This is a genomic window from Delftia tsuruhatensis (genome assembly GCF_903815225.1).
Taxonomy (GTDB): Bacteria; Pseudomonadota; Gammaproteobacteria; order Burkholderiales; family Burkholderiaceae_C; genus Comamonas; species Comamonas tsuruhatensis_A.
The window spans coordinates 5,955,456-5,980,714 of record NZ_LR813084.1 but is presented as its reverse complement, the minus strand read 5'-3'; the positions used below and the strand labels follow the sequence as shown (position 1 = coordinate 5,980,714).

The window sequence follows — 25,259 nt, the reverse complement described above, 5'->3', positions numbered from 1 at the left end:
GCTTTCTGCCGACCCCCATCTGCCGTCTGACGCCCTGGCCCCATGGCCCTCCTCTCGGTACTGGGGTGATTCAGGTTTGCGCATCTCGTAACAATGCGTATATAACCTGCCACTACACCGCCGGGCGCTGCCCGGCTCTGCCGATCCGAGGACTCAGATGATCTTGCGCCAGTGGGGAATTGCGTTGGGCCTGTGGGCCCTGGGCAGCGTATCGACAGCCGGTGTGCTCGAGAAGGTCAGTGCCGGTGGCACGCTGGTGATTGCACACCGGGAATCGTCGATCCCCTTTTCCTACATCGACCCCCGCAGCGGCAAGCCCGTCGGTTACGCGCTGGATCTTTGCCTGCGGCTGGCTGACGCGGTGCGCAGGCAGACGGGCAAGAAGGACATGAAGGTGGAGTTCGTGATGGTCACGCCCGCCAATCGCATGGCCATGATCGAGCAGGGCAAGGCCGACATGGAGTGCGGTTCGACCACGAACAACGCGCAGCGGCGCCAGTCCGTGGCGTTCACGGTTCCCCATTTCATCACCGGCGCCCGGCTGCTCGTGAAGGCCGAAAGCACCGTGAACGGGATGGAGGATCTCAAGGGAAAGAAGCTGGTGTCGACCAAGGGCACCAGCCCGATGGCCGTGGCCACGCAGGCCAACAGGCAGCGGCTCCTGGGCATCACCATTGTGGAGGCGCCCGATCACGCAAAGGCCCTGGAGATGGTCGAGAAGGGCGAAGCCGATGCGTTCCTGATGGATGACGTGCTTCTCAACGGGCTGGCCGCCGCACGGCCCCATCCTCGCGCCTTGAAGGTGGTGGGCAAGTTCCTGACCACCGAACCCCTGGCGATCATGTTGCCAAAAGCCGATACCGCGTTCAAGAAACTGGTCGATGAAGAGATGAAGCGGATCATCACCAGCCGCGAAATCCACCCGATCTACGAGAAGTGGTTCCTGCAGGCGATTCCGCCCGGCGCCATGAATCTGAACATGCCGGTCAGCTACCTGCTGCGGGACTTCTGGAAGTACCCCACCGCGGACATTCTTCTGTAGGCCGGGACGGGCTCGGATCTGCAGCGCGACACTGCGGTGCGAGAGCATGTCGTGCACTTTCAAGTACCCGCGTTGGCTCCGAGCGCTGGCGGGTCTGGCAGCATGTCGGCACTGCGCACTCCATCCGCCACGCTTCATGCGACCCGGGTAGCGCCCTTCCTCTCGAATTTCGTCACGCCATTCCATGATTGCAAACCTTATTCCGTTGAACCACGCAGACCTGGACGCCGCCATCGTCGATCTCGACGGCACCATGGTCAACACCCTGGGTGACTTCGCCGAAGCCCTCAACCGCATGCTGGCCGATCTCGCACTGCCGGCCATCGCCCCGCAGGCCATCGAGAACATGGTGGGCAAGGGCTCCGAGCACCTGATCCGCTCGGTGCTGGCCCATGTGGGCGCGGCCGACGTGGATGCCGTCTATGGCCAGGCCTGGCAGCGCTACGAACACCACTACCTGCAGCTCAACGGCCAGTTCGCCGATGTCTATCCCGGCGTGCTCGAAGGCCTGCAGGCGCTGCGTGCCCAGGGACTGCGCCTGGCCTGCCTGACCAACAAGCCGCTGGCCTTCGCACGGCCGCTGCTGGAGCAAAAGGGGCTGGCGCCGCTGTTCGAGCAGGTCTTCGGCGGTGATTCCTTCGCACGCAAGAAGCCCGATCCGCTGCCCTTGCTCAAGACCTGCGAGGCCCTGGGCACGCAGCCGGCACGCACGCTGATGGTGGGCGACTCCAGCAACGACGCCCAGGCCGCACGCGCTGCGGGCTGCCCCGTGGTACTGGTCGGCTACGGCTACAACCATGGCCAGCCGGTGCGCGAGGTCGATGCGGACGGCTTTGTCGATGCGCTGACCGAACTGGCCTGACGGTCGGTGCACCGGTTTTTATTTGCTGGGAAAAGGCGGTGTTTTGATGGTGTTTAACGCACTTTGAAGGTGCGATTTGCATTTTTGCTAGAGTCGTTCGCTTTGCCATCCTGGCCGCGATCCGGCCACCGACAAGGAGGAAGCACGCGACATGCATGGACTGCACCTGACCGCCGATCTCTACCAATGCCAGGGCAACGGGCCCCACATGCTCGATGCCGATGCCATCGCCGCCCTGTGCCGCGCACAGACCGAAATGGCCGGCCTGACCCTGGTGGAGGACCGATGGGTCAAGTTCCCGGACTACCAGGGCCAGCCCGGAGGCGTCACCGGCACCGTGCTGCTGGCCGAATCGCACCTGGCCATACACACCTGGCCCGAGACCGGCTGCGTCACCGTCGATGTCTATGTCTGCAATTTCTCCGCCGACAACTCGGGCAAGGCCCGTGCGCTGATGGAGGGCGTGATTGCCGCCTATGCGCCGGGCCGCGTGGTGCGCCAGCAGCTGATGCGCGGCGACATCGGCCCCGGCGCCCGGCAGGATACAGCGCCCGATCAGGGCGACTGGGCCCTGGAGGCGCTCACCCCGCATGCACGCTTTGGCTGGCGCACCACGCGGCGCGAGCAACTGAGCACGCCCCACCAGCAGATGGAGCTGCTGCACACGCCGCAGTTCGGCAAGGTGCTGCGCCTGGATGGCCGCTTCATGACCTCGGAAGGCGAGGAATTCTTCTACCACGAGGCCCTGGTGCACCCGGCCGCCATGGCCCACCCGGCACCGCGCAAGGCGCTGATCCTGGGCGGTGGCGATGGCGGCGCGGCCGAGGAGCTGCTCAAGCACCCGTCCATGGAGCAGGTGGTGGTGGCCGAGCTGGACGAGGCCGTGGTCCAGGCCGCCCGCACCCATCTGCGGCAGGTCCACCGGGGGGTCTTCGACGATCCACGCCTGCAGCTGCGCATAGGCGATGGCATGGTCATGGTCGAGCACACCGAGGAACGCTTCGACCTGGCGCTGATGGACCTCACCGATCCCGACACGCCCGCCAGCGCGCTCTACTCCGATGTTGCACTGGCACGCATGAAGCGCGTGCTGGCGCCGGGCGGCGCCCTGGTGCTGCATCTGGGCAGTCCCGTGTTCCACGGGGCCCAGGTCGCCGGCCTGGTGGCCAGCCTGCGCCAGCGCTTCGCCATCGTGCGCTGCTACGGCCTCTACATTCCCCTGTATGGCGCCTACTGGGGCCTGGCCGTGGCTTCGGACACGCTGGATGCCATGGCGCCGACGCCTGCCCAGTTGCGCCAGCGCCTGGCCGATCGCCGGCTGCCCGACCTGCGCTACTACAACGCCGAGGTGCATCCGGCCCTGTTCGCGCTGCCCGGCTACTTCCGCGATCTGGTACGGGCCGCGCCGCAGGTCCGCGCCATCCGCTGGGCCTGAACCCCTGCGTCCACCTGGCTGCGATCGCGTGGCCGGGCTGCGGGCCGGCAGCGCGCCTGGCAGGGCATATTTGTCACACTGATGCAATCTGGCTGCAAGTCTGATGTAATGAAAAACGGTGGGACGGCCCGTCCGCCCTCCATTTTCAAACTCCGGAATATGATTTTTCCGGATATTGAGTGCTTGCAAGAACCATATAGCCAGAGAAAGCGCCAGTCGCCCTGTATCAGATGCCTGCTTCGAATCAAATAAAAAGAATACCCGCTTCCGGAGACCATGATGACTACTGGCTGCGGCTGTGGAATCTGGCGATATTGGCAGGGCTGCTGCTGAGTTTTCCCCTGACTTTTGTATTGCCGCAGAGCGTGGGCTGGGAAAATGGCCTGCTGGAGAACATACAGGCCGTGACCCTGCTGCTGGGCATGGGCGCCGCCCTGGTCGCGGCACGCAGTCAGAAAGGGGCCATCGCGGCCCCGCTGTGGTGGATCGCGGCCCTGTTCTGGCTGGCTTTCCTGGGGCGGGAGCTGGCCTGGGGAGCGGCCTTCCTGCCCAGCATCGGTGCAGGCAAGTGGGGTCCGGTGATCAGCTCCCAGGTCCTGTGGTACAGGCCCGCCGTCAAGTGGGTGGTCGGCGGCATGCTGCTGCTGTGCTGCTATTGGTTCGTGCGCCATGACCTCTGGAACAGGGTTTTCAAACGCATGGTGCGCGAGCGTGCAATACCGGTATTCAGCCTGGTGCTTTTCATCGTGGCGATGGTGATTTCAACCAATGCGGAAGGACATGGTTTCATATTCCTTCAGCACTGGTTCGATTTTCAGGTGATCGTGCTCGAGGAGCTGGTGGAGACTTTCGGCTATTTCGCCCTGTGGCTGGCACAGTGGGCACTGGTTCGCCATGTTTCTGGCTGGCAGGAGGAAGTTTGAGTCGATATTGATGGAGCCGGCCGATTGCATATTTCCGCATTTCCCTGGCGAATTTGATGGCCGGTAAGTCGCCAGTAAGACGCTCTCGTGGAGCATGGCTGTTTTCCCCAAGGGTTTGCGGGCTTCGTGGCCGGCCCGAGGATGCTTGAAACGACAGAACGTGCAAGAACGTGCAATCGCAATGCAAGGCTCCATCTACCAGGACGTGATAGGTATCAAGGCGGCCGGTCAGGCGTATTCCCTGGGCGCGCGCTTCCAGGACTGCAGCCTGCACCGCGCCGCGCGGCTGGAGGCGATCTTCGAGCGGGTGATCCTGCAGTTCCGCGAGGACCTGCTGCAGGTGCTGGCCGGGGAGCCACCTGGGCCCGCGCGGCATCTGCGCGCCTATGTGCGCTGCGTGTGCGCGCATGCGCTGTCGCGCCGACGTGGCCAGAAGACGGCCGCGCAGCTGCTGACGCGGGCGAGATTCCAGAACATCTGGTTCGACTTCGTGGATGCCGCGTGCGCGGACGACCTGGTGCCCGAGGACATCGCCCTGCAGTGCCGGGCCATGGTCGAGGACCTGTGGGTCATCCACGTGCTGGTGGAACCCATGGCGGCGCAGCGCATCGCCGGGGTCCGGGAGCATCTGCTGTCCCTGTGCGGGAACGACGCAAACCATGAACCGCATCGCTTTAATTGAGGACCATGCACGGCTGGCTGCGCTGGTCGCCCGGTCCCTGGCCCATTCAGGCATCGAGACCGATGTCTTCCAGCAGATCGCTCCGGCCTGGCTGGCCCTGCAGGAAATCGACTATGGCGTCATCGTCATCGACCGCGGCCTGCCCGATGGCGACGGCCTGGAGCTGGTGCAGCGGCTGCGCGCCGCGGGCCGTTCCACGCCCTGCCTCATGCTCACGGCCCGTGACGCGCTCAGCGACCGCGTCGGTGGGCTGGAGGCCGGCGCCGACGACTATCTGACCAAGCCCTTCCCCATGGAGGAACTGATCGCCCGCGTGCGCGCGCTGCTGCGCCGGCCGGCCCTGGTGCAGGAGCTGGCTCCGGCGCTGGGCGACATCAGCATCATCCCGCAGCAGGCCTGCATGCAGTGCGCGGGCGCCACCATCGCCTTGCCGCCGGCGGAGCTGCAGATCATGCTCAGCCTGGTGCGCAAGGCAGGGGCCACGGTGCGGCGCCCGGCGCTGGAGGCCGCGGCCTGGGGCATGTCCAGCGTGGTCACGCCCAACGCGCTCGATGTGGCGTTGCATCGGCTGCGCCGCAAGCTGGCGGCCGCCGGCTCCTGCCTGGAGATCGTCAACATCCGGGGGCAAGGCTATGCGCTTCGCGAACCTGTGCTGGCCCGGTAGCCTGCGCTCGCGGCTGCTGGCCGTCTATGGGTTGAGCATGGCGCTCAGCGCGCTGCTGGTCGGCGCGCTGGTCATTCTCATGGCCAAGCCCTTCGACAGCTATGCGCTGCAGCGCGGCATGGGACATGCGGCCGAGAAGGTCGCCGAATGGGTACGCTTCGGCGCGGACGGCGTACCGCAGGGATTCAGCGAGCGCGAGCTCAAGAGCTGGATGCTGACCAGCCTGGGCGAGGAAATGCAGCTGAGGATCACCGACGCCGAAGGCCGCGTGGTATTCGCCCCCAACGGCGAGATGCAGCCGCTGACGCAGAACGGCCAGGGCTTTGATCCGCAGCTCAAGGCCTTTGCCTACGAGCGCGGTGGCGTGGTCATGCGCGCCGGGACCGCGACGCTGGTCCACGATGGCATGACCTGGCATGTGCAGGTGGCCGTCAGCGACCGCATGGTGGACTGGCTGCGCGAGTCGGTGGGCCTGCCGGCGCTGTGGCGCGGCATGGTGGCCATCGGCGTGGTCTTCCTGGTGGTGTTCCTGGTCTCCACGCACCGCACGCTGCAGCGCATGCTGCGGCCCCTGGGCGTGGCCGCCCGGGATGCGCAGCGCATCACTCCGCAGACCCTGGACACGCGCCTGAAGGCCAAGGACCTGCCCCGGGAGTTCGCTCCCCTGGTCGAGGCTTTCAACCATGTGCTGGACCGCTTGCAGGCCGGGTTCCGCAACCAGCAGGAATTCCTTTCCATGGCTGCGCACGAACTCAAGACGCCGCTGGCGCTGATGCGCGTGCAGATCGAGCTCGAACCCGAAGAGCGGCGCAGCCCCGAACTGCTCAAGGACGTGGACCACATGGCCCGCCAGGTGCAGCAGCTGCTGCACCTGGCCGAGGTCTGCGAACACCAGCGCTACCGCATGGATGAGATTGCGCCGCAAGCCATCATTGGCGAGGTCTGCGACTTCATGGCCCGGGCCTCGGAAAAATGCGGCGTCCGGATCGACTGCGAAGTGCAGGACGGCGCCCACGCCTGGCATGCCGACAGGGGCGCGCTCTTCGTGCTGCTCAAGAACCTGATCGAGAACGCCGTGCAGCACAGCCCGCCGGGCGGCACAGTCACGGTGCGGGCGTCGAACGATGGCTTCTGGGTGGCGGACCAGGGCCGGGGCGTCGCGGCCGAGGACCTGGGCCGCATCTTCGAGCGCTTTTGGCGCAGCAGCGAGCGGCGTGACCTGGGCGCGGGCCTGGGCCTGCCGATCTGCCTGGAGATCGCCCAGGCCCATGGCTGGACGCTCACGGCCCTGCCCGGCGCCGTGGGCCTGGAAATACGGGTGCGCTTCGACGGGCGGCCACCCGCGCCGGCTCAGCCGCCCAGCAAGGCCTTCTTGAGCTGATCGTCGGCCGGGTGCGGGCCCAGCCAGATGCCCAGCAGGGCCTGGAAGAACTCGGGCTCCTGGAAGGGCGCTCCCTGCGCCTGGCCCTTGACGAAGACCTGGGCGCCCTGGCCCGGCACCCAGTCCACCGAGAAGTTCTCGCCGGGCAGCAGCTTCTTGTGCTGGGTGAAGATGTCGCTCATGCGCAGCACGCCGGGCACCAGGCGCGAGAAGCGGGCGCGCTCCATGTTGTCCTCGATGCCGCGCGCGAACAGCTTGCCCAGCTCGGCCGAGTCGATCTCGCGCAGCATGGTCACGCTCACGCGCTTGGGCCCTGGCAGGGCGGCGATCTCCTGGAGGCTGGCGGCCGGCTTTTCCAGGTACAGGCCCGCAGTGTAGACCTTGAAGATGGCCTTGTAGCGTATGCCTGCGCCATTGAGCTGCAGCGTCTGCCCGCCCACGCCGGCCTGGACCGGGTAGGCCACGCCGCCCACGGTGCGCGCCGGCTCCTGGGCCGCCGCTGCCAGCGGCATTGCAAGGGCCACGGCCAGGGCGGCTGTCTTCATCCAGCGGGGCAAGGCGGTCATGGTGTCTCCTGCCGGGAGCGTGTGGCCCGGTTGCGGTTTGTTACGTCCGGGCGACATGTTGTGGGGATCGGGTGGGGGTGGCAACAGGGTTTTCGCGGGCCGGTGGATGGCGCTGCTTCGGCTGCGTTTGCGCGCGGGTTCTCTTTGCAAGCCCCTGTCGGGGCGTTTCTTTTCGAGGCCGGGTTTCGGCCCGGCGGCCGACTCACACTCTTGTCTCGCTACAAGAAAGTGAGCAAAGAAAAGCGCCCGGATGTCCGAGACCCCTTCGCTGCGCTGCGGGGCAACCTGCGCCGCGGCGGCTGCGGGGTCGGCCGTGAAACTCACTTCGCTCTGCGCGCTACGTTCAACCCATCACGGCGAGTCAGTTGACGAAGCAGTCCTGTCCTTCGGCAGGACTGCAACCCCGCAACCACCACACCGCAGGCGCGGACATGCGGGGAGTGGGTGCGGGACTTCGCTTCGCTCGGCCGGGTGGGCGAGAAGCCTTGGGCGTTTCAGCCCAGGACGTTCTTCAGCAGCGCCTTTTCCTGCTCCGTGAGGGCGGCGATGCATTCGTCGCCCAGGGCCTGCAGCAGCCGGGTGCTGTCGGCGTTGGCGATGTCCAGGCCCAGGCGCTTTTGCTGGGCTGCGGGCTGCGTGAAGTTCAGGCGCAGGTAGCTGCTGGTGCCCAGTTCCTGGCGGGCCGCGTTCACGGCCTGGACTTCCTGGGTGGCCATGACCAGATCCAGCAGGGGCTTGACCAGGGTCAGTCCGCGCCGGGGCATGGCCACGGGGTCCTGGCCCTGCTGGGGGTTGGCGGTGCCTATGCTGATCATCACGATGTCGGCCGCCGGCCCCCAGAGCTGGCGGGCGGCCTGCAGGGCCAGCAGGTCGGGCGCGTTGGCGGCGAGTCCGCCGTCCACGAAGACATGGCCTGCTGCGGCGTGCGCGGGGAAGTAGGTGGGTGCGGCCGATGTGGCCAGCATGGCGTCCATCAGCGTCAGGCCCAGCCGGTCCCTGTCGGGCATCGCGCCGCTGGCCAGCATATGCAGTTGGGAGGAGTTCCAGTTCACGGCGGGCAGCAGCAGCGGCACCTGCAGTTGCCCCAGGGCGGACTGCTCCGCTTGCGGCATGGCCTCCTTGATCGCTGCGCGCAGCGGGGCGCTGTCATAGAGCGCCTTGCCCATGGCCTGGCGCAGGCCGGGCAGCCATTTGGCCGGAAAAATGGCGGGGCCATGGTCCAGCAGCAGCTGCTTGGTGCGCGCGGGCGGGCAGCCGCTGGCCAGTGCGGTGGCGATGATTCCGCCGATGGAGGTGCCGGCGAACAGGTCCACTTTCTCCTGCAGGCCGCCGTTGCCGAATTCGCGGTGGATGCGCTCCAGCACATGGGCGCTGAAGAGGCCGCGATAGCCGCCGCCCGACAGGCTCAGGATGACCCGGCGCCTGCGCAGGCCCTGGCGCACCGCGCTGGACAGGGGCGGTACGTCGAAGTCCATCACAGCGCGTGCACGGTGACGCCCCGGGCCGCGGCCTGCGTCAGGTAGAGGTTGGCGGGCTCGGTAAAGCAGACCTTGAGCAGGTCGGCCGTGGCGATGAGCAGCCGCAGGTCCTGCGCCAGCGGCGCCGTGCCCTGCGGGCCCTGGCTGTCCAGCGGCGCGAAGTTGCGCCATTCGATGAAGCGCTCCAGCACCTTGTTGTCCACGCTGGTCAGCATGGAGGCGCCTTCGGCACGCAGGTTGGCATACAGCGCGTCGAGCAGGGAGAACCATTCGTTGCGGTCGCGCAGGTCGTGGAATTTCTCGGCCACGGCCGCCTTGGCGATGGACATGGACAGGTCGCTGACGATGCAGTCCAGCGGCCTGATGGTGGAGAACCACTGCAGGGTTGCGGGCTCCTGGTTCGCCATCCACAGCAGGCAGCGGGGCCCCAGCAGGTAGCGGCTCATCGGGCGTGCCTGGCGGGTACGTCGATATCGCCCCGTGCCCCGGCCATCTGCGCAGCGGACAGATCCACGGCCTGGCGCGGCAGCGGCAGGGACCGGCAGATGTCGGCCACCGTGCGCGGGGCGCGTTCGTTGGCGGACAGGGCCACCATGTGTTCCTCGCTGACGATCACGTAGCGCTTGCGGCCCTGGGAGATGAGGGCCACCCCGTCGTGATCGGCCTGTTTGAGCACCGATCCGTACTGCGCCTTGAAGACCGAGATCGGCATCGGCGTGGTGTTGCGCGGCATGGCCGAGCCGACCTGGTGGCTCAGGTCCCGCAGGGCGCGGTTCAGCGGGTCGCGTTCGCCCTCGGGCAAGGCAGCGTCGGTGCGGGCAGAGAAATGGGACGGCATGGTCGACCTTTCTGGTCAGGTTGTGCTGCCATTGTTGGTCAGGCTGACCAGGGTGTCAATTGTGTCCATGGCAGGCCCCTGCGGCGCCCCGCAAGGCGCCGGTCCGCACTTGTACCCAGCCGCGACTGCGCTACACTTGCCCGCTATGTTCATTCATCGCATGTTCATTGCAGGTTGTGGAGACCGGGGAGCCTGGCCCTGGCGCAAGCCTGTCCAACTGAACAGCTGAAGCACCCGGGGCGCGACCCGGCGTGCACCCGAGGCCCTACGGGCCAATCGAATGAATCGGCGCAATCCATACGCAGCCCGCATCCCACACCAGGTCTGCCAGCGCCACGCAATCCGGAGCCTTCCCCCGTGATCACCGAACTCGAATTCAAGAGCCTTGCTGCGCAGGGCTACAACCGCATCCCTCTGATGGTCGAGGCGTTTGCGGACCTCGAAACCCCCCTGTCCCTCTACCTCAAGCTGGCCCATGCGGGCGGTGACGGCAAGCACAGCTTTTTGCTGGAGTCCGTGGTGGGCGGCGAGCGCTTCGGGCGCTACAGCTTCATCGGCCTGCCTGCACGCACGCTGCTGCGCGCCAGCGGCTTCGGCGATGCGGCATGCACCGAGGTGGTGACCGATGGCCAGGTGGTGGAGACGGCCAAGGGCAATCCGCTGGATTTCATCGCTGCCTACCAGAAGCGCTTCAAGGTGGCGCTGCGTCCGGGCCTGCCGCGCTTTTGCGGCGGCCTGGCCGGCTACTTCGGCTATGACGCCGTGCGCTACATCGAGAAGAAGCTCGAGGATTCCTGCCCGCCCGACACGCTGAACTGCCCCGACATCCTGCTGCTGCAGTGCGAGGAAGTCGCCGTGATCGACAACCTGTCGGGCAAGCTGTACCTGATCGTGTATGCCAACCCCGGCGAGGCCGAGGCCTATACGCGCGCCAAGAAGCGGTTGCGCCAGCTCAAGGAGCAGCTGCGCTACTCGGTCAGCGCGCCGCAGATCAAGGCGGGCGAGAACCATCCGGCGCAGCGCAGCTTCGCCAAGGACGACTATCTGGCGGCCGTGGAAAAGGCCAAGGAGCTGATCGCCGCGGGCGACTTCATGCAGGTGCAGGTGGGCCAGCGCATCCACAAGCGCTACACGGCCAGCCCCCTGAGCCTGTACCGCGCGCTGCGCTCGCTCAACCCCAGCCCCTACATGTACTACTACCACCTGGGCGATTTCCACGTGGTGGGCGCCAGCCCCGAGATCCTGGTGCGCCAGGAGAACACGGACGAGGGCCGCAAGGTCACCATTCGCCCGCTGGCCGGCACGCGTCCGCGCGGCGCCACGCCCGAGGCCGACAAGGCGATCGAGAAGGAACTGGTGGCCGATCCCAAGGAGCGTGCCGAGCACGTGATGCTGATCGACCTGGCACGCAACGACATCGGCCGCATCGCCCGCACCGGCAGCGTCAAGGTCACCGAGGCCTTCGCGGTGGAGCGCTACAGCCATGTCATGCACATCGTCAGCAATGTCGAGGGCCTCCTGCGCGAGGGCATGGACAGCATGGACGTGTTCAAGGCCACCTTCCCGGCCGGCACGCTGACGGGCGCGCCCAAGGTGCATGCCATGGAGATCATCGACCAGCTGGAGCCCACCAAGCGCGGCATCTACGGCGGTGCCTGCGGCTACCTGAGCTTTGCGGGCGACATGGATCTGGCCATCGCCATCCGCACGGGTGTGATCAAGGACGGCACGCTCTACGTGCAGGCGGCTGCCGGCGTGGTCGCCGATTCGGTGCCGGAGATGGAATGGAAGGAAACGGAGCACAAGGCACGTGCGCTGCTGCGCGCGGCCGAGCTGGTGGAGGAAGGACTGGAATGAGCACGGACAAGGCCCGACGCGCCATCGACCTGGTGCAGCACTGCACGGACATGCAGGACGTGCGCCGCAACGTCGATGCGCTGGACGATGTGCTGGTGCCGCTGCTGGTCACGCGCATGGGCTACATGCGCCAGGCCGCGCGCATCAAGGCCGACGCTTCCCAGGTGCGCGACGAGGGCCGCATCGAGGCCATCGTGGCCCGCGTGCGCGAGCGCGCGGCCGCCGAGGGCGGCCAGAGCGACATGATGGAGGCGGTCTACCGCCACCTCATGGAGGAATGCATCGCCTACGAGCACCGCGAGTTCGCGCGGCTGCGCGAGGGCGGCTCCGGAGACTGATTCAGGCCGCAGCTGCGGCCGGCAGCCAGCGCAGCGCGTGGCGCGCGGCCACCCATTCCTCGTTGGTCGGCTCCACGCCGATGGTGACGGCGCTGGCGGCCGTCGAGATCACGGCGGCGTCGCGCACATTGGCCTCGGCGTCCACGCGCAGGCCCAGGAAGCCCAGGGCCTCGCAGATGCGCCGGCGCATCTCGGCGCTGTGTTCGCCCACGCCGGCCGTGAACACCAGCAGGTCCAGGCCACCGAGCACGGCGACCAGGGCGCCGATCTCGCGCACGATGCGCCGCACGTACAGCGCCAGTGCGTCACGTGCGCGCGCGGCGCGGTCATCGTCGCCGGCCTCCAGCGGCAGCAGCACGCGCGGCTCGGACGAGCTGCCCGAGACGCCCAGCAAACCGGACTCGTGGTACAGGATGCGGCCCACTTCCGACAGGCTGAGCTTTTCGATCTCCATCAGGTAGATCACGGCGCCGGGGTCCAGCGCGCCGGTGCGCGTGCCCATCATCAGGCCGTCCAGCGCCGAGAAACCCATGGTCGTGGCCACGCTTTGCAGGTCCTGCATGGCGCACAGGCTGGCGCCGCTGCCCAGGTGGGCGATGATGGTGCGCCCGTGTGCCAGCCCGCCATGGCGCTCGGGCAGGGCCGTGGCCATGTATTCGTAGGACAGGCCATGGAAGCCGTAGCGGCGCAGCCCGCGCTCCCAGGCCGCGTGCGGCAGCGGCAGCAATTGCTCGACCTTGGGCAGCGTGTGGTGGAAGGCCGTGTCGAAGCAGGCCACCTGCACGATGTCGGGGCGCTCGCGCAGCAGGATCTCGATGGCCTCCAGCGCGAAGGGCTGGTGCAGCGGCGCCAGCGGGATGAAGGCCTTGAGATCGGCCAGCACGCCGGCATCGACGCGCACGGGCTCGAAGTAGCGGCTGCCACCGTGCACCACGCGGTGGGCGACGGCGGCCACGCGGGCCCCCGGCTGTTGCGCCAGGCGGGCCTGGATGCGCTCGCGGATCAGCTCCAGCGCGGCGCGGTAGGGGTGGGCGGCATCCAGCGCCACGGCGAAGGGCGGCACGCCGGTCTCGCCGAAGTCGGGCGACGGCCCGCCTATGCCCTGGACCTTGCCGTTCCACAGCGGCTTGCGCGGCAGCGGCGCCTGTGCGGCATCGAAGACGGCGAACTTGATGCTGGAGGAGCCGCAGTTGAGCACCACGACCAGGTCGCGGGCGGGAGAGGTGCTGGGGTTCATGGCGGGGTGTTCCGGTAGCGGTGGGCCAGCAGCAGGGCGATGGCGCAGGAGGCGATGCGCGATGCGCGACTGTCCGCGCGGCTGGTCAGGATGACGGGCACCTTGGCACCCATGACGATGCCGGCGCTGGCAGCCTCGCCCATGTACATGAGCTGCTTGGCCAGCATGTTGCCGCTTTCCAGGTCGGGCACGACGAGGATGTCGGCCTGGCCCGCGACCGGCGAATCGATGCCCTTGGTGCGCGCGGCGGCCATGGACACGGCGTTGTCGAAGGCCAGCGGGCCGTCGAGCACGCCGCCCGCGATCTGGCCGCGGTCGGCCATCTTGCACAGCGCGGCCGCATCCAGCGTGGCGGGCATGTGGGGGCTGACGGTCTCCACGGCGGCCAGGATGGCGACCTTGGGCTCGGGCACGCCGATGGCATGGGCCAGGGCGATGGCATTGCGCACGATGTCGGCCTTTTGCTGCAGGTCGGGCGCGAGGTTGATGGCGGCGTCGGTGACGATGAAGGGCCGGGGATAGTGCGGCGTCTGCAATACGAAGCAATGGCTGACGCGGCGCTTGGTGCGCAGGCCCGAGGCCGAGGCCACGACCTCGGCCATGAGTTCGTCGGTGTGCAGGCTGCCCTTCATGATGGCCTCCGCATCGCCCGAGGCGGCCAGTTCGGCACCGCGCTTGGCCGCGGCGTGGCTGTGCGGCACGTCCTCGATGCGCAGCCCGCCCAGGTCCAGCCCGTGCTCGGCGGCCACGGCCTCCAGCCGTGCACGCGGGCCGACCAGGATGGGGTCGATCAGGCCTTCGCGGCGCGCATCCAGCGCGGCCGAGAGGCTGGGCTCGTCGCAGGGATGGACCACGGCCACGCGGATGGGCGGCAGTCCGGCCACATGGGCCAGCAGGCGCTGCAGGCCGTCGCGCCCGCCCGCGTTCAGGCGGATCTCGGGCAGGCTGGTGCGCTGGCGCTCGATATGGCGCGTGGGCGCGTGCACGATGGCCTGGCCTTCGATCACGGCCGCGCCATGCTGGTTGGTGCAGGCCACGGCCAGCGTGACCTGGCGCTGTTCGGCCTGCTTGTCCAGCACCTCCACGCGCACCGTGAGGCGGTCACCGGCCGCCAGCGGCGCGAGAAAGCGCAGCGTCTGGCCCGCCAGCGTGGTGCCGGGGCCCGGCAGCCGCGTGCCCAGCACCGAGGCCAGCAGCATGCCGCCCCACATGCCGTGGGCGATCAAGGGGGTGTCGTCGCCATCGGCGCTGCCGTCCGTGCTGTCGGCCACGGCCGCGCCCGACAGGGCGGCGAACAGGCGCAGGTCCTGCGTGCTCAGGGTGCGGTCCAGGCTGGCACTGTCGCCCACGCGCAACTCGTCAAAGCGGTGGTTGTGCAGCAGCGCCAGGTCTTCAGGCGGCGAGGCCGCATCGGATGCGGTGGAAGGAGTCATCGTTTCTTTCGAGGGCTGGTGTGCGCGCGGCTGGCCGGTGCGCGCGTGGCTGCCTTGCGGGCCGGCGTGGACTTCGCAGGTGCGGCTGCCGTGGGCGGCGCGGGTTGCTGCGGCGGCTGCGGCACCGCGGTCGCTGGCTCTGCCGTCTCCAGGGCTCGCACGAAATGGGCCAAGGCCTGCTGCAGGCGCTGGTGCTCGGCCTCGCTGAGGTTGCCGCCCTGGTTGGCCAGCTCGTCCACCGTCGCCATGCCCCAGCGGATGTCGCGGGCCGGGGAGGCGGCCAGCAGATGGGCAATGGCCGCCATGGCGGCCTCGGGCTCGCGCTGCATGAGCAGCGCCTGGCGTCGCACGATGCGGCGGAACTGCGCCATGTCGGGCGGCACGCCGCCCAGGTGGTCCTGCAGCAGCCGCCAGGCGTGGCGGAAATGGCGTTCATCGGCCTCTCCGCGTGCGCGCAGCACGTGGAACAGCGCACGGATCACGGCCTCGTAGAGCCCCCCCTGGTCCACACCCTCGTGCAGCCGCGCCAGCTCCTGTCGCATGTACTGGCAATGCTCGGGCGATTCCCCGGGGTGGGGGCGTGGTGGCCCGTCGTCCTGGCGGCTTTGCCCGGCAAGCGCCTGCACCAGGGGCGAGCCGTAGATGGCATGGAACAGCCGGGCCTGCATGGTGTCGCGCTGGTCGCGGTAGCTGTCCAGCAACTGCACCGTGGCCTGCGACAGGGCTTCCTGTGCCTTCAGGAAGGGGTTGTCGGCATCGACGGCGCGCCGGTTCTCGCGCGCATGTTCGGCGGCCTGGGCCACGGCCGGGGCCAGCGGGTGCGAGTCCGACCAGCACTCATAGCCCACGCGCAGCGGATGCATGGCCTGCAGCCAGCGCGCCGACAGCGGCGTGGACAGCGCCTGCACCCAGGGCTGCACGGTGTTGCGGTACAGGGCCAGGTTGATCTCGGAGACGCGCGCGGCCGCGGCGAAGTGGCGTTCGCTCTCGGGGTCGGGCTGGACGATGGCGCGCACCTCGTCCAGGCTGCTGCGCCGGATCTTCATCAGGTAGGCGTCGTCGGTCAGCTCCTGCGGCGGCACGCCGGCCGGGCGGTCGGCGATCTCGGCGCGGTAGATGCCGGCGGGCAACAGGTCGATGATGTCGATGTGCTCGGCGAACTCGCGGTGCTCCTTGCGGCCCACGGCGCCCGAGACGAAGATGCCCAGGTGGCCGATGCTGTCATGCGTGGCGAAGACGATGGTCTGGTCGTGGGCGGCGATGTCCTCGTCGTCGCGGTACAGGTCGGTGATCCAGCCCAGGGCCTGGCCCGGTGGCGTGATGTTGTCGCCATGCGAGCAGAACACCACGATGGGCGAGCGGATGTTGCGCAGGTCGATGCGCACGCCGTCCGAGGTCGTCAGCTCGGCCGTGGCCAGCCGGTTGCCGATGAACAGGTTGTCCACGATGTACTGCATCTCGCGGCCTTCGAGAAAGACATGGCCGCCCCAGTACTTCTCGAAGCCCAGGTAGCGCGGCCCCTCGGTGTCCACGTCGGCATAGACCTGGTACTGCTTTTCCCACAGCGTGTTGGCGGGGTTGAGGTTCTCGAAGTTCTGCACCAGCCAGGCGCCGTCGAATCGGCCCGCGCCCAGGTCGCTGGTCAGCGCCGTCATCCAGCTGCCGCCCATCAGGCCGCCGCCATAGCGCATGGGGTTGTCGCCGGCCCAGTAGGACAGCGGTGCGCCGGCCACGATGATGGGGCCGAACAGCTCGGGCCAGACGGCGGCGGTCATGAGGATCTGCCAGCCGGCCTGGCAGTTGCCGATGACGGCGGGCTTGCCCCGGCTTTCGGGGTGCAGCTCGGCGACCTTGCGCACGAATTCGGCCTCGGCGCGCATCACGTCCTCGACGGTCTGGCCGGGTACCGGGTCGGGCAGGAAGCCCACGAAGTAGCAGGGATGACCGGCCTTCAGGGCCGCGCCGATCTCGCTGTCGGGCTTGAAGCCGCCGATGCCCGGGCCATGGCCGGCGCGCGGATCGACGACGATGAAGGGGCGGCTGGCCGGATCGACCACGGTGCCGGCCATGGGCGCGATGCGCGCCAGGCCGTAGTTGACGGGGCGCGGAAGCTCCAGCCCCGACAGCACGATCTCGGCCTGGAAGCTCAGCACATTGGGCACTTCCTCTGCCAGGTGCTCGCGGTACTGGTTGCCGCGCTGGCGCCGGATGTCGGCATACAGCAGCGTGCGCTGCCAGGCGTCCGTGGCGTACTGCGCCGCTGCCTGGGGCAGCTTCAGCGGATCTCCCCACATTCCTGCCCAGTCCGCGGCATTGCCGCTCTTGCGTTCCTCGTTCATCTGGCCCTCTCCTGTTGCTGGCATGGCATGTCCTCGTCGTGCGGATGGCGCCGGTGCGCGGGCTGGCCGCTACCGGCGCGGCAGGGGGCTCACTGGAGCGGCTGGGCGGCATCCTTGGCCGCGGCGTCCTGCACGGGCGCCTTGGCTGCATGGCCGGGGGTGGCCACGGATTGCACGGCCGAGGTCCAGCGTGCGAGCAGGTCGCTCCAGGGCACGGCGGTGTCGGCCGCGCCCTTGGCGTCGCCCAGCGTGGCGGCCACCTGCTGCTGCCAGTCGCGCACGGCCTGTTGCACGCCCTGGGTCAGGGCCATCTGGCTGGCCACGGCGGTCTGCACCAGGGCCTGGGCATGGCCCATGCGCAGGTGGGCATGGCGCCAGAAGGCCTGGGCCGGCAGCGTGGCCAGCTCCTGCCAGCTGCTGGTCTGCTGCACGCCCTCGATCTCGCTGCCGGTCTCGGCGATGCGTTCGGGGCCGCTGCGTGCGGCCTGCTCCAGCCACTGCTGGCCGCTTTCCTGCAGCAGCCGGCCCAGGTGCAGCTGCAGTTCGAGCTGGGCCTTGAGCAGATGGAGGGGAATGGTCTGTGCGCTCATGTGAAACTCCTTGCTGGTTGAGATGGAAAGACGCCTGGGTGGCGGAACGAAATCAGGCCATCTGGCCGATGGTCTTGCGAAAGCGGGTGAGGGTGAGGGCGAACAGCACGGAGCCGATCGCGGCCAGCGCGAGAAAGGGCTTCCAGACCACGTCCAGCCCCGCACCGCGGTAGAGGATGGCCTGCGACAGTTCGACGAAGTGCGTGGTCGGCGCGGCCAGCATGATGTTCTGCACCAGGTCCGGCATGCTCTCGCGCGGCGTCATGGCGCCCGACAGCAGTTGCAGCGGCAGCAGCACGAGCACCAGCAGCATGCCGAACTGTGGCATGTTGCGCGCCAGCGTGGCAAGGAAGATCCCCAGTGACGTCGTGGCGAACAGGCACAGCGCGGCTCCGGCCAGGAACAGCGGCAGCGAGCCTTCGATGGGAACGCCCAGGGCGCCGCGCACCACGAGGTTGAGCGAGGCGAAGGCGGTGACCAGCACGACCAGTCCCATGGACCATATCTTGGCCAGCATGATCTCGGTCGGTGTCACCGGCATGACCAGCAGGTGCTCCACCGTGCCGTGCTCGCGCTCGCGGATCAGGGCCGCGCCCGTGAGGATGATGGACAGCATGGTCACGTTGTTGATGATCTGCATCAGCCCGCCGAACCAGATCTTGTCCAGCGCGGGGTTGAAGCGCGCGCGCACCGCCAGGTCCACGGGCAGGGCGGTGGCACCGCGAAAGCGGCGCACGAATTCGCTGACCTCGGCCGAGACGATCTGCTGCACGTAGCTGTTGCCCGTGAAGGCCTGGCTCATGCGCGTGGCGTCCACGTTCAGCTGCAGCTCGGGCGCGCGGCCCGCCAGCACGTCGCGCTGGAAGTTGGGCGGGATGTTGAGCACGAAGGTGTAGGTGCCCGAGTCCATGCCCGGGTCCATCTGCGTGCGATCGATCATGGCCGGCGGCGCGAACTGCGGCGGATAGAAGGCCGCCGCGATGCGCTGGGACAGCGGCGAGCCGTCCTCGTCCACGATGGCGATGGGCGCGTTGTGCAGGCTCTCGGGCATGGCCGTGGCTGCCGTGTAGATGGACACCGTGAACACGTAGGCGATGAGCACCAGCAGCACGGGATCGCGCCACAGGCTCCACAGCTCCTTGACGCCGAGCCGGTAGATGTTGGAGAAAAGACGGGTGCGCATCTCAGTTTTCCTGTTTCCGGGTCAGCGCAATGGCCAGCCCCAGGATCACGGGCACGGACAGCAGCAGCGGCCAGAAGGAGCCGGCCAGCTCCCGGAACCCCAGCGCCTTGCTGAACACGCCTCGGCTGATGGCGATCATGTGGCTGGCCGGATAGACCTCGCCGATGACGCGGCCCGCGCCCTCCAGCGAGGAGACGGGGTCGACCAGGCCCGCGAACTGCGTGGTGGGGATCAGCGTGCCGATCAGCACCAGGAACATCGAGGCGATCTGGCTGCGCGTCAGCGTGGAGGCCAGCAGGCCGAAGCCGGTGGAGGCGCCGCTGAAGATCAGGGCCGCCAGGGCCAGCGTGGCAAAGCTGCCCGTGACCGGCACGCCGAACAGGGTGACGGCCAGCAGGCACATCAGCACGAAGTTCAGCATGGCCAGCGCCACATAGGGCAGCTGCTTGCCCAGCAGGAATTCGGTGCGCGTGACCGGCGTGACGTAGAGGTTGGTGATGGAGCCGCTTTCCTTCTCGCGCACCACGGCCAGGGCCGTCAGCATGGCGGGCAAAAGCAGCAGCAGCAGCGGCATGACGGCCGGCACCATGGCCGGCAGGCTGCGCACGTCGGGGTTGTAGCGAAAGCGTGTCTGGATGTCGATGAGGCCGGCCGGCGCCGCGCCCAGGCGCTCGCGCGCCTGCTCGGTCAGCCAGTGCTGGTGGATGCCCAGCAGGTAGCCGCGCACGGTCTCCGCGCGCGTGGGCATGGTGCCGTCGAACCAGGCGCCCACCTGCACCGAGCCGCCGCGCAGCACATCGCGCGCAAAGCCCGGCGGGATCTCGATGGCCAGGGCCAGCTCGCCGCTGCGCATGCGCCGGTCCAGCTCGCCGTAGTCGGCGATGGGCGGCTGCTCGATGAAGTAGCGCGAGCCCGACAGGCTCATCGCATAGCTGCGGCTGATCGTGGTCTGGTCCCGGTCCAGCACGGCAAAGCGCAGGTCCTCCACGTCCAGGCTGATGCCGTAGCCCATGACGAACATCAGGATCAGCGAGCCCACCAGGGCCAGCGTGGCGCGCACGGGGTCGCGCTGCAGCTCCAGCGCCTCGCGCCAGACATAGCTGAACATGCGCCGGGCGCTGAAGCGGCGCCGGCGCGCGGGATGCGCGACTGCCGGCGCCGGCGCGGTGTCGGGCGGCTCCTCGGACGGCGCTTCCCCACCGCCGGCCTCGACCAGGTAGCCGATGAAGGCCTCCTCCAGCGTGGCCGCGCCGCGCTTGGCCACCAGGCGCGCAGGCGTGTCGCTGTCCAGCACCTTGCCCGCATGCATCATGGACATGCGGTCGCAGCGCTCGGCCTCGTTCATGAAGTGGGTGGAGATGAAGATGGTCACGCGGTCGCGCCGCGACAGCTCCACCAGCAGGCGCCAGAAGCCGTCGCGCGCGACGGGGTCCACGCCCGAGGTGGGCTCGTCCAGGATGAGCAGCTCGGGCTTGTGCACCATGGCCACGGCCAGCGACAGGCGCTGGCGCATGCCCAGCGGCAGGGCGGCCGGCAGGCTGTGCTGCGCGGCTTGCAGGTCGAAGCGCTGCAGCATCTCGGCCACGCGCGCGGGAATGTCCGCCTCGGGCACGCCGAACAGGCGCGCGTGCAGCACCAGGTTCTGGTGCACGGTCAGCTCGCCGTACAGCGAGAACGCCTGGGTCATGTAGCCCACGCGGCGGCGCGTGTCGATGTCGCGCGGGTCCACGGGCTGGCCGAACAGCCAGGCCTGGCCCTCGCTGGCCGGCAGCAGGCCGGTCAGCATCTTCATGGTGGTGCTCTTGCCGCAGCCGTTGGAGCCCAGGAAGCCGAAGATCTCGCCACGGCGGATGCGGAAGGACACATGGTCCACGGCGACGAAGTCGCCAAAGCGCATGGTCAGGTCCCTGGCCTCGATGGCGATGTCGTCCTCGCCGCCCTCGGGCAGGGGGGCGATGGTCACGGGCGCGTGGCCGCGTTTCTTCTCCTCGGGCAGCAGGGCGATGAAGGCTTCCTCCAGCGAACGGCTGCCCGTGCGCTCCAGCAGCTCGGCGGGTGAGCCCGTGGCCAGCACGCGGCCCTCGTCCATGGCCACCAGCCAGTCGAATCGTTGGGCCTCGTCCATGTAGGCCGTGGCCACCAGCACGCTCATGCCGGGGCGCTGGCGGCGGATGCGCGCGATCAGGTCCCAGAACTGCGCGCGCGCCAGCGGGTCCACGCCCGTGGTCGGCTCGTCCAGGATGAGCAGGTCGGGGTCGTGGATCAGCGCGCAGCACAGGCCCAGCTTCTGCTTCATGCCGCCCGACAGCTTGCCGGCCGGGCGGGCCAGGAATTTGCGCAGGCCCGTGGCCTGGGTGAGGTCGTCGATGCGCCGGCGCCGCTCGGCCGCGTCGTGGCCGAACAGGCGCGCGAAGAACTGCAGGTTCTCCTCCACCGACAGCGTGGGATAGAGGTTGCGCCCCAGGCCCTGCGGCATGTAGGCCACGCGCGGGCAGACGGCCTCGCGGTGCCGGCGCTGGGCCATGTCGCCGCCCAGCACCTCGACGCTGCCTTCCTGGATCTTGCGCGCCCCGGAGATCAGCGCCATGAGGCTGGACTTGCCCACGCCGTCCGGCCCGATCAGGCCGACCATGCGGCCTTCGGGAATGTCCAGGTCGATGCCCGCCAGCGCCTCGACCTGGCCATAGCGCTGGTGCACGCCCTTCAGGCGCACGACCCAGCCGCTGGCGTGGTGCGTCGTGCTCTCGCTCATTGCGCGGGCTGGGCTGGCAGCTTGATGGCCAGGTTGGCGGGCCACTCATGGCTGGCGTCGGTGCGCAGCCAGGCCATGCCGGGCACGCCGGTCTTGACCTGTTCCAGATGGCGGCGCAGCAGTTCGGGCGGGATCTGGGCGCGCACGCGGAACATCAGCTTCTGGCGCTCGCTGGCGGTCTCCACGGTCTTGGGCGTGAACTGGGCCTGGCTGGCGACGAAGGACACGCGCGCCGGGATCACGTATTCGGGCGCGGCATCCAGCACCAGGCGCACCTCGCTGCCCAGGGCGATGCGCCCGGCGGCGGCCTCGGGCACGAAGAAGGTCATGTAGACATCGGACAGGTCCAGCAGGTTGAGCACGCGCCCGCCCGCACCCAGCACCTCGCCGGGCTGGGCCACGCGCAGCTGCACGCGGCCGTCGCGCGGGGCCTTGAGCACGCCGTCGTCGATGTCGGCCTGCACGCGCGCCACCGTGGCCGTGGCGGCCTGCACCTGGGAGCGCACGCCGACCACCTGGGCCTCGGCGGCCTTCACGGCGGCCTGGGCGGCGGCGGCCTGGGCGCGCGTGGCCGCCAGCGCCGCCTCGCTGCCGCGCACGCGGGCGCGGTCGTCATCGAGCTCCTGCACGGAGGAGGCCCCCTCGCGCGCCAGCGTCTCCGAGCGCTTGAAGCGGCGCTGTGCCGCGTCCACCTCGGTCTCGCGCTGCACGATCAGGGCCTGGGCGGCGGCCAGGTCGCTGCGGCGCAGCGTGACCTGGGCCTCGGCCGCGGCCACGCTGTGCTCGGCCTGCTGGCGCATGGCGTCGGCTTCCTGGCGCTGGGCGCGCAGGGTGTCGATCTGCATGCGCGCCACGGGCTGGCCGGCCCGCACGAAGTCGCCCTCGCGCACCAGGATTTCCTCCACGCGGCCGGGCAGCTTGGTGGAGATGTCGATCTCGGTGGCCTCGACACGGCCGTTGCTGCCGACGAAGCCCTCGCCCGGGCCCTTGGGCGTGAAGGTCTTCCAGGCCCACCAGGCCACGAGGGCCAGGACCGCCACGGCGGCGATCGGCACGATCTTGTTCTTCAGAGAGGTGTTCTTGTCCATGGGCGGGTCCGGAGGCTTCAGGAATTCGGGGGATCGGCAGGCATGGCCGGCAGGGTGGCGGGCAGCGCGGCAGGTTCCGCACCGCTGCCGCCGCCCAGGGCGGCATACAGGCCCACCTGGCTGGACAGCAGGGCGCGCCGCGCTTGCACCAGTTGCTGGCGTGCGGCCAGCAGGTCGCGCTGGGCGTCCAGCACCTCCAGGTAGGCGGCCGAGCCGTTGTCGTAGCGCAGCTGCGCCAGCCGCGCGCGCTCGGCCTGGGCCTGCACGGCGGTGCGCTGCACGGTGATCTGTTCGGACAGCCAGCGGCGTGCGGCCAGGCCATCGGCCACCTCGCGGAAGGCGGTCTGGATGGCTTTCTCGTACTGGGCCACGGCCATGTCGCTGCGGATCTCGCCCAGCTCCAGGTTGGCGCGGCGCCGGCCGCCGTCGAAGATGGGCAGGGACACCGTGGGCACGAAGGCCCAGGCGCGGCTGCCGCCGTCGAACAGGCCGTCGAGTTCGGCGCTGGCCGTGCCCCAGCGGGCCGTGAGCGCAATGCGCGGGAAGAAGGCGGCGCGCGCCGCGCCGATCTGGGCCCGGGCCGCGCGCAGCTGGTGCTCGGCCGCGGCAATGTCGGGCCGCGCCGCGAGCAGTTCCGAGGGCAGGCCCGGCCGCAGCTCGGCCAGCACCAGGGCGTCGTCAAAGGGTGCGGCGGCGGGCAGCGGGCCCGGGTGGGCGCCGACCAGCTGGGCCAGGGCGTGCAGCTGCTGCGCGCGTGCCAGCTCCAGCTGGGCCAGCAGGGCCTGCGCCTGGGTCAGCAGGGTCTGGACCTGGGCCAGCTGCAGGCGCGAGCTGGCGCCCACGGCCTCGCGGCGCGTGAAGATGCGAAAGGATTCCTGGCGCGTGGCCAGCGTCTCGCGCGCAATGGCCACGCGCTCGTCCAGCTCGCGCAGGCCCAGGTAGCCGTCGGCCACCTGGGCGATCAGCGCAGTCTGCACGGCATGGCGGCCCGCATCGCTGGCCAGCCAGGTCTGCAGCGCCGCGTCCTTGAGGCTGCGCACGCGGCCCCACAGGTCCAGCTCCCAGCTGCTGAAGCCGACCTCGGCACGGTACTCGCCGCTGACCACGGAGCGGCCCGAGAGGTTGAGGTCGCCAGGCACGCGTGCCCGTGCGGCCTGGCCGCCCACGCCAATGGCCGGGAACAGCTCGGAGCGCTGGATCTGGAAGGCCGCGCGCGCCTCTTCGGCGCGCAGCGCGGCCACGCGCAGGTCGCGGTTGTGCTCCAGCGCGGTGGCGATCAGCTGGCGCAGCACCGGGTCGGTGAAGTAGTCGCGCCAGGCCAGGCTGGCGGCTGCAGCGCCTTGCGTACCGGCCTGCAGGTGCGCGGGCCAGGCCTGGGGCACGGGCAGGGAGACGGGCTCCTGGACGGGCGCCATGGAAGTGCATCCGGCCAGCAGCGCGGCGCCCAGCGCGGCCAGCAGCAGCGGCGGCATGGGCGAGGCCGTGGCGGTTCGGGACAGGTCTGTGGTCATCTGGGTCGCATGCGGCATGCCCGGAAGGGGCCGCTAGTTGAGGATGTGGTGGCCGCCATCGACGTAGAGCGTGCAGCCCGTGATGGCGCGCGCCCCGTCCGAGGCGAGGAAGGCGCACAGCGGGCCCACGTCGTCGGGGCGCAGTTCACCGGCGATGGGCGAGCGGCGCATGCTGTCGGCCACCAGCTCGTCGAAGGCCGCGATGCCCGAGGCAGCGCGCGTGGCGATCGGCCCCGGCGAGAGGGCGTTGACGCGGATGCGCGAGGGGCCCAGTTCTGCCGCCAGATAGCGTGTGGCCGACTCCAGCGCGGCCTTGACCGGCCCCATGATTCCGTACTGCGGCATGACCTCGCTGGCGCCCAGGTAGCTCAGTGTCATCAGGCTGCCACCCTCGCGCATCAGCGGTTCGGCCAGGCGTGCCATGCGGATGAAGGAATGGCAGGAGATGTCCATGGCCAGCGCGAAGCCCTCGCGGGAACTGTCTGTCACGCGGCCCTGCAGGTCCTGGCGCGGCGCGAAGGCCACCGCGTGCAGCACGAAGTCCAGCCGGCCCCAGCGCGTGGCGGCCGCATCGAACAGCGCGCGCATCTGGCCGTCGTCGCCCACGTCCAGCGGCAGCCGCAGCCCGGCGCCGATCTCGTCGAGCAACGGCTCCACATGGGGACGGGCCTTGTCGTTCTGCCATGTGGCGCCGATCTCGGCACCCGCCGCATGCATTGCCTGGGCACAGGCCCAGGCAATGCTGTCGCGGTTGGCGATCCCTATGACCAGTCCCTTCTTGCCAGCCAGTAGCGTCATCTCGAATGCTCCAGATCAGAGGGCCTGCCCGGGAGGCGCAGGCCGCCCTGTATTGCAGACATATGCATGCCGGCAAATGTTGATGCTTCCTTTGAAGCCAATGCCTTCGATAGCCTGTTTTGATGGATGCAAATAACAAGTTTGCATGCCAATAAGGCCTATTGGTCTTTTTCATTCTATCTATGTTGCACTGCAGCGTCAGTTTTTGATGTTGCCAATCCGTTATATCGATGCCGCCTGATCTATTGAATTGACCTAAGTC

22 protein-coding genes are annotated in these 25,259 nt (G+C 68.9%); 9 read left to right on the top strand and 13 right to left on the bottom strand.

Annotated features, from left to right (window positions below):
- Positions 1–157 precede the first annotated feature (157 nt).
- The 7 genes from L1Z78_RS27245 (at position 158) to L1Z78_RS27215 (ending at position 6,989) form a co-directional block, all read left to right on the top strand.
- Positions 158–1,042, top strand: a complete 885-nt coding sequence (locus L1Z78_RS27245; RefSeq protein WP_234639444.1) for an amino acid ABC transporter substrate-binding protein — start codon at positions 158–160, stop codon at positions 1,040–1,042.
- 184 nt (positions 1,043–1,226) lie between these two features.
- The gene (locus tag L1Z78_RS27240) at positions 1,227–1,904 is read left to right on the top strand and encodes a phosphoglycolate phosphatase (RefSeq protein WP_234639443.1); all 678 of its coding nucleotides are present in this window, start codon (positions 1,227–1,229) and stop codon (positions 1,902–1,904) included.
- A 151-nt stretch (positions 1,905–2,055) separates the two neighbouring features.
- Positions 2,056–3,339, top strand: coding sequence for a polyamine aminopropyltransferase (speE, locus tag L1Z78_RS27235; RefSeq protein ID WP_234639442.1), 1,284 nt, complete (start codon positions 2,056–2,058; stop codon positions 3,337–3,339).
- 404 nt (positions 3,340–3,743) lie between these two features.
- A complete protein-coding gene (locus tag L1Z78_RS27230) occupies positions 3,744–4,262 on the top strand; it encodes a hypothetical protein (protein ID WP_234639441.1) in 519 nt (172 codons plus the stop codon).
- Between the two features lie 181 nt (positions 4,263–4,443).
- Complete coding sequence (locus L1Z78_RS27225) at positions 4,444–4,944, top strand: hypothetical protein (protein WP_234639440.1); 501 nt, start codon at positions 4,444–4,446, stop codon at positions 4,942–4,944.
- Positions 4,922–5,608 carry a response regulator transcription factor gene (locus L1Z78_RS27220; RefSeq protein ID WP_234639439.1) on the top strand — a complete coding sequence of 229 codons (687 nt, stop codon included), beginning with the start codon at positions 4,922–4,924 and terminating at the stop codon, positions 5,606–5,608. The genes L1Z78_RS27225 and L1Z78_RS27220 overlap by 23 nt, the downstream gene beginning before the upstream one ends.
- Positions 5,577–6,989 carry a sensor histidine kinase gene (locus tag L1Z78_RS27215; RefSeq protein ID WP_234639438.1) on the top strand — a complete coding sequence of 471 codons (1,413 nt, stop codon included), beginning with the start codon at positions 5,577–5,579 and terminating at the stop codon, positions 6,987–6,989. Before L1Z78_RS27220 ends, L1Z78_RS27215 begins: the two co-directional genes overlap by 32 nt.
- Here the strand turns inward: L1Z78_RS27215 and L1Z78_RS27210 are convergent.
- The 4 genes from L1Z78_RS27210 to L1Z78_RS27195 form a co-directional block, all read right to left on the bottom strand.
- Positions 6,959–7,555 (bottom strand): chalcone isomerase family protein, encoded by a 597-nt coding sequence (locus tag L1Z78_RS27210; protein ID WP_234639437.1) that lies wholly within the window; start codon positions 7,553–7,555, stop codon positions 6,959–6,961. The genes L1Z78_RS27215 and L1Z78_RS27210 overlap by 31 nt on opposite strands.
- A gap of 494 nt (positions 7,556–8,049) precedes the next feature.
- Positions 8,050–9,030, bottom strand: coding sequence for a CBASS cGAMP-activated phospholipase (locus L1Z78_RS27205; protein ID WP_234639436.1), 981 nt, complete (start codon positions 9,028–9,030; stop codon positions 8,050–8,052).
- On the bottom strand, positions 9,030–9,479 hold the full coding sequence (locus tag L1Z78_RS27200; protein WP_234639435.1) for a hypothetical protein: 450 nt from the start codon (positions 9,477–9,479) through the stop codon (positions 9,030–9,032). Before L1Z78_RS27200 ends, L1Z78_RS27205 begins: the two co-directional genes overlap by 1 nt.
- Positions 9,476–9,871: a hypothetical protein gene (locus L1Z78_RS27195; RefSeq protein ID WP_234639434.1), complete on the bottom strand. Its 396-nt coding sequence runs from the start codon at positions 9,869–9,871 to the stop codon at positions 9,476–9,478. The genes L1Z78_RS27200 and L1Z78_RS27195 overlap by 4 nt, the downstream gene beginning before the upstream one ends.
- Before the next feature lie 357 nt (positions 9,872–10,228).
- On the opposite strand from L1Z78_RS27195, the gene trpE reads away from it, so the two are divergent.
- Both trpE and L1Z78_RS27185 read left to right on the top strand, forming a co-directional pair.
- A complete protein-coding gene (trpE, locus tag L1Z78_RS27190) occupies positions 10,229–11,728 on the top strand; it encodes an anthranilate synthase component I (protein ID WP_234639433.1) in 1,500 nt (499 codons plus the stop codon).
- Entirely contained in the window at positions 11,725–12,066 is a 342-nt protein-coding gene (locus tag L1Z78_RS27185; RefSeq protein ID WP_234639432.1) for a chorismate mutase, read from the top strand. Before trpE ends, L1Z78_RS27185 begins: the two co-directional genes overlap by 4 nt.
- A 1-nt stretch (position 12,067) precedes the next feature.
- On the opposite strand, the gene L1Z78_RS27180 is transcribed toward L1Z78_RS27185, so the two are convergent.
- From L1Z78_RS27180 to fabI, 9 genes are all read right to left on the bottom strand, one after another.
- A complete protein-coding gene (locus tag L1Z78_RS27180; protein ID WP_234639431.1) occupies positions 12,068–13,303 on the bottom strand; it encodes an acetate/propionate family kinase in 1,236 nt (411 codons plus the stop codon).
- Positions 13,300–14,736 (bottom strand): bifunctional enoyl-CoA hydratase/phosphate acetyltransferase, encoded by a 1,437-nt coding sequence (locus L1Z78_RS27175; RefSeq protein ID WP_234639430.1) that lies wholly within the window; start codon positions 14,734–14,736, stop codon positions 13,300–13,302. The genes L1Z78_RS27180 and L1Z78_RS27175 overlap by 4 nt, the downstream gene beginning before the upstream one ends.
- Positions 14,733–17,030 carry a DUF3141 domain-containing protein gene (locus L1Z78_RS27170; RefSeq protein ID WP_234642277.1) on the bottom strand — a complete coding sequence of 766 codons (2,298 nt, stop codon included), beginning with the start codon at positions 17,028–17,030 and terminating at the stop codon, positions 14,733–14,735. Before L1Z78_RS27170 ends, L1Z78_RS27175 begins: the two co-directional genes overlap by 4 nt.
- 134 nt (positions 17,031–17,164) lie before the next feature.
- Entirely contained in the window at positions 17,165–17,665 is a 501-nt protein-coding gene (locus L1Z78_RS27165) for a hypothetical protein (RefSeq protein ID WP_234639429.1), read from the bottom strand.
- Positions 17,666–17,717: 52 nt separating this feature from the next.
- Positions 17,718–18,848, bottom strand: coding sequence for an ABC transporter permease (locus L1Z78_RS27160; RefSeq protein WP_234639428.1), 1,131 nt, complete (start codon positions 18,846–18,848; stop codon positions 17,718–17,720).
- A gap of 1 nt (position 18,849) precedes the next feature.
- A complete protein-coding gene (gene rbbA / locus L1Z78_RS27155; RefSeq protein ID WP_234639427.1) occupies positions 18,850–21,600 on the bottom strand; it encodes a ribosome-associated ATPase/putative transporter RbbA in 2,751 nt (916 codons plus the stop codon).
- Positions 21,597–22,688, bottom strand: a complete 1,092-nt coding sequence (locus tag L1Z78_RS27150) for an HlyD family secretion protein (protein WP_234639426.1) — start codon at positions 22,686–22,688, stop codon at positions 21,597–21,599. Before L1Z78_RS27150 ends, rbbA begins: the two co-directional genes overlap by 4 nt.
- A gap of 17 nt (positions 22,689–22,705) precedes the next feature.
- Entirely contained in the window at positions 22,706–24,199 is a 1,494-nt protein-coding gene (locus tag L1Z78_RS27145; RefSeq protein ID WP_234639425.1) for an efflux transporter outer membrane subunit, read from the bottom strand.
- Positions 24,200–24,232: 33 nt separating this feature from the next.
- Positions 24,233–24,997, bottom strand: coding sequence for an enoyl-ACP reductase FabI (gene fabI, locus L1Z78_RS27140; protein ID WP_234639424.1), 765 nt, complete (start codon positions 24,995–24,997; stop codon positions 24,233–24,235).
- Positions 24,998–25,259 lie beyond the last annotated feature (262 nt).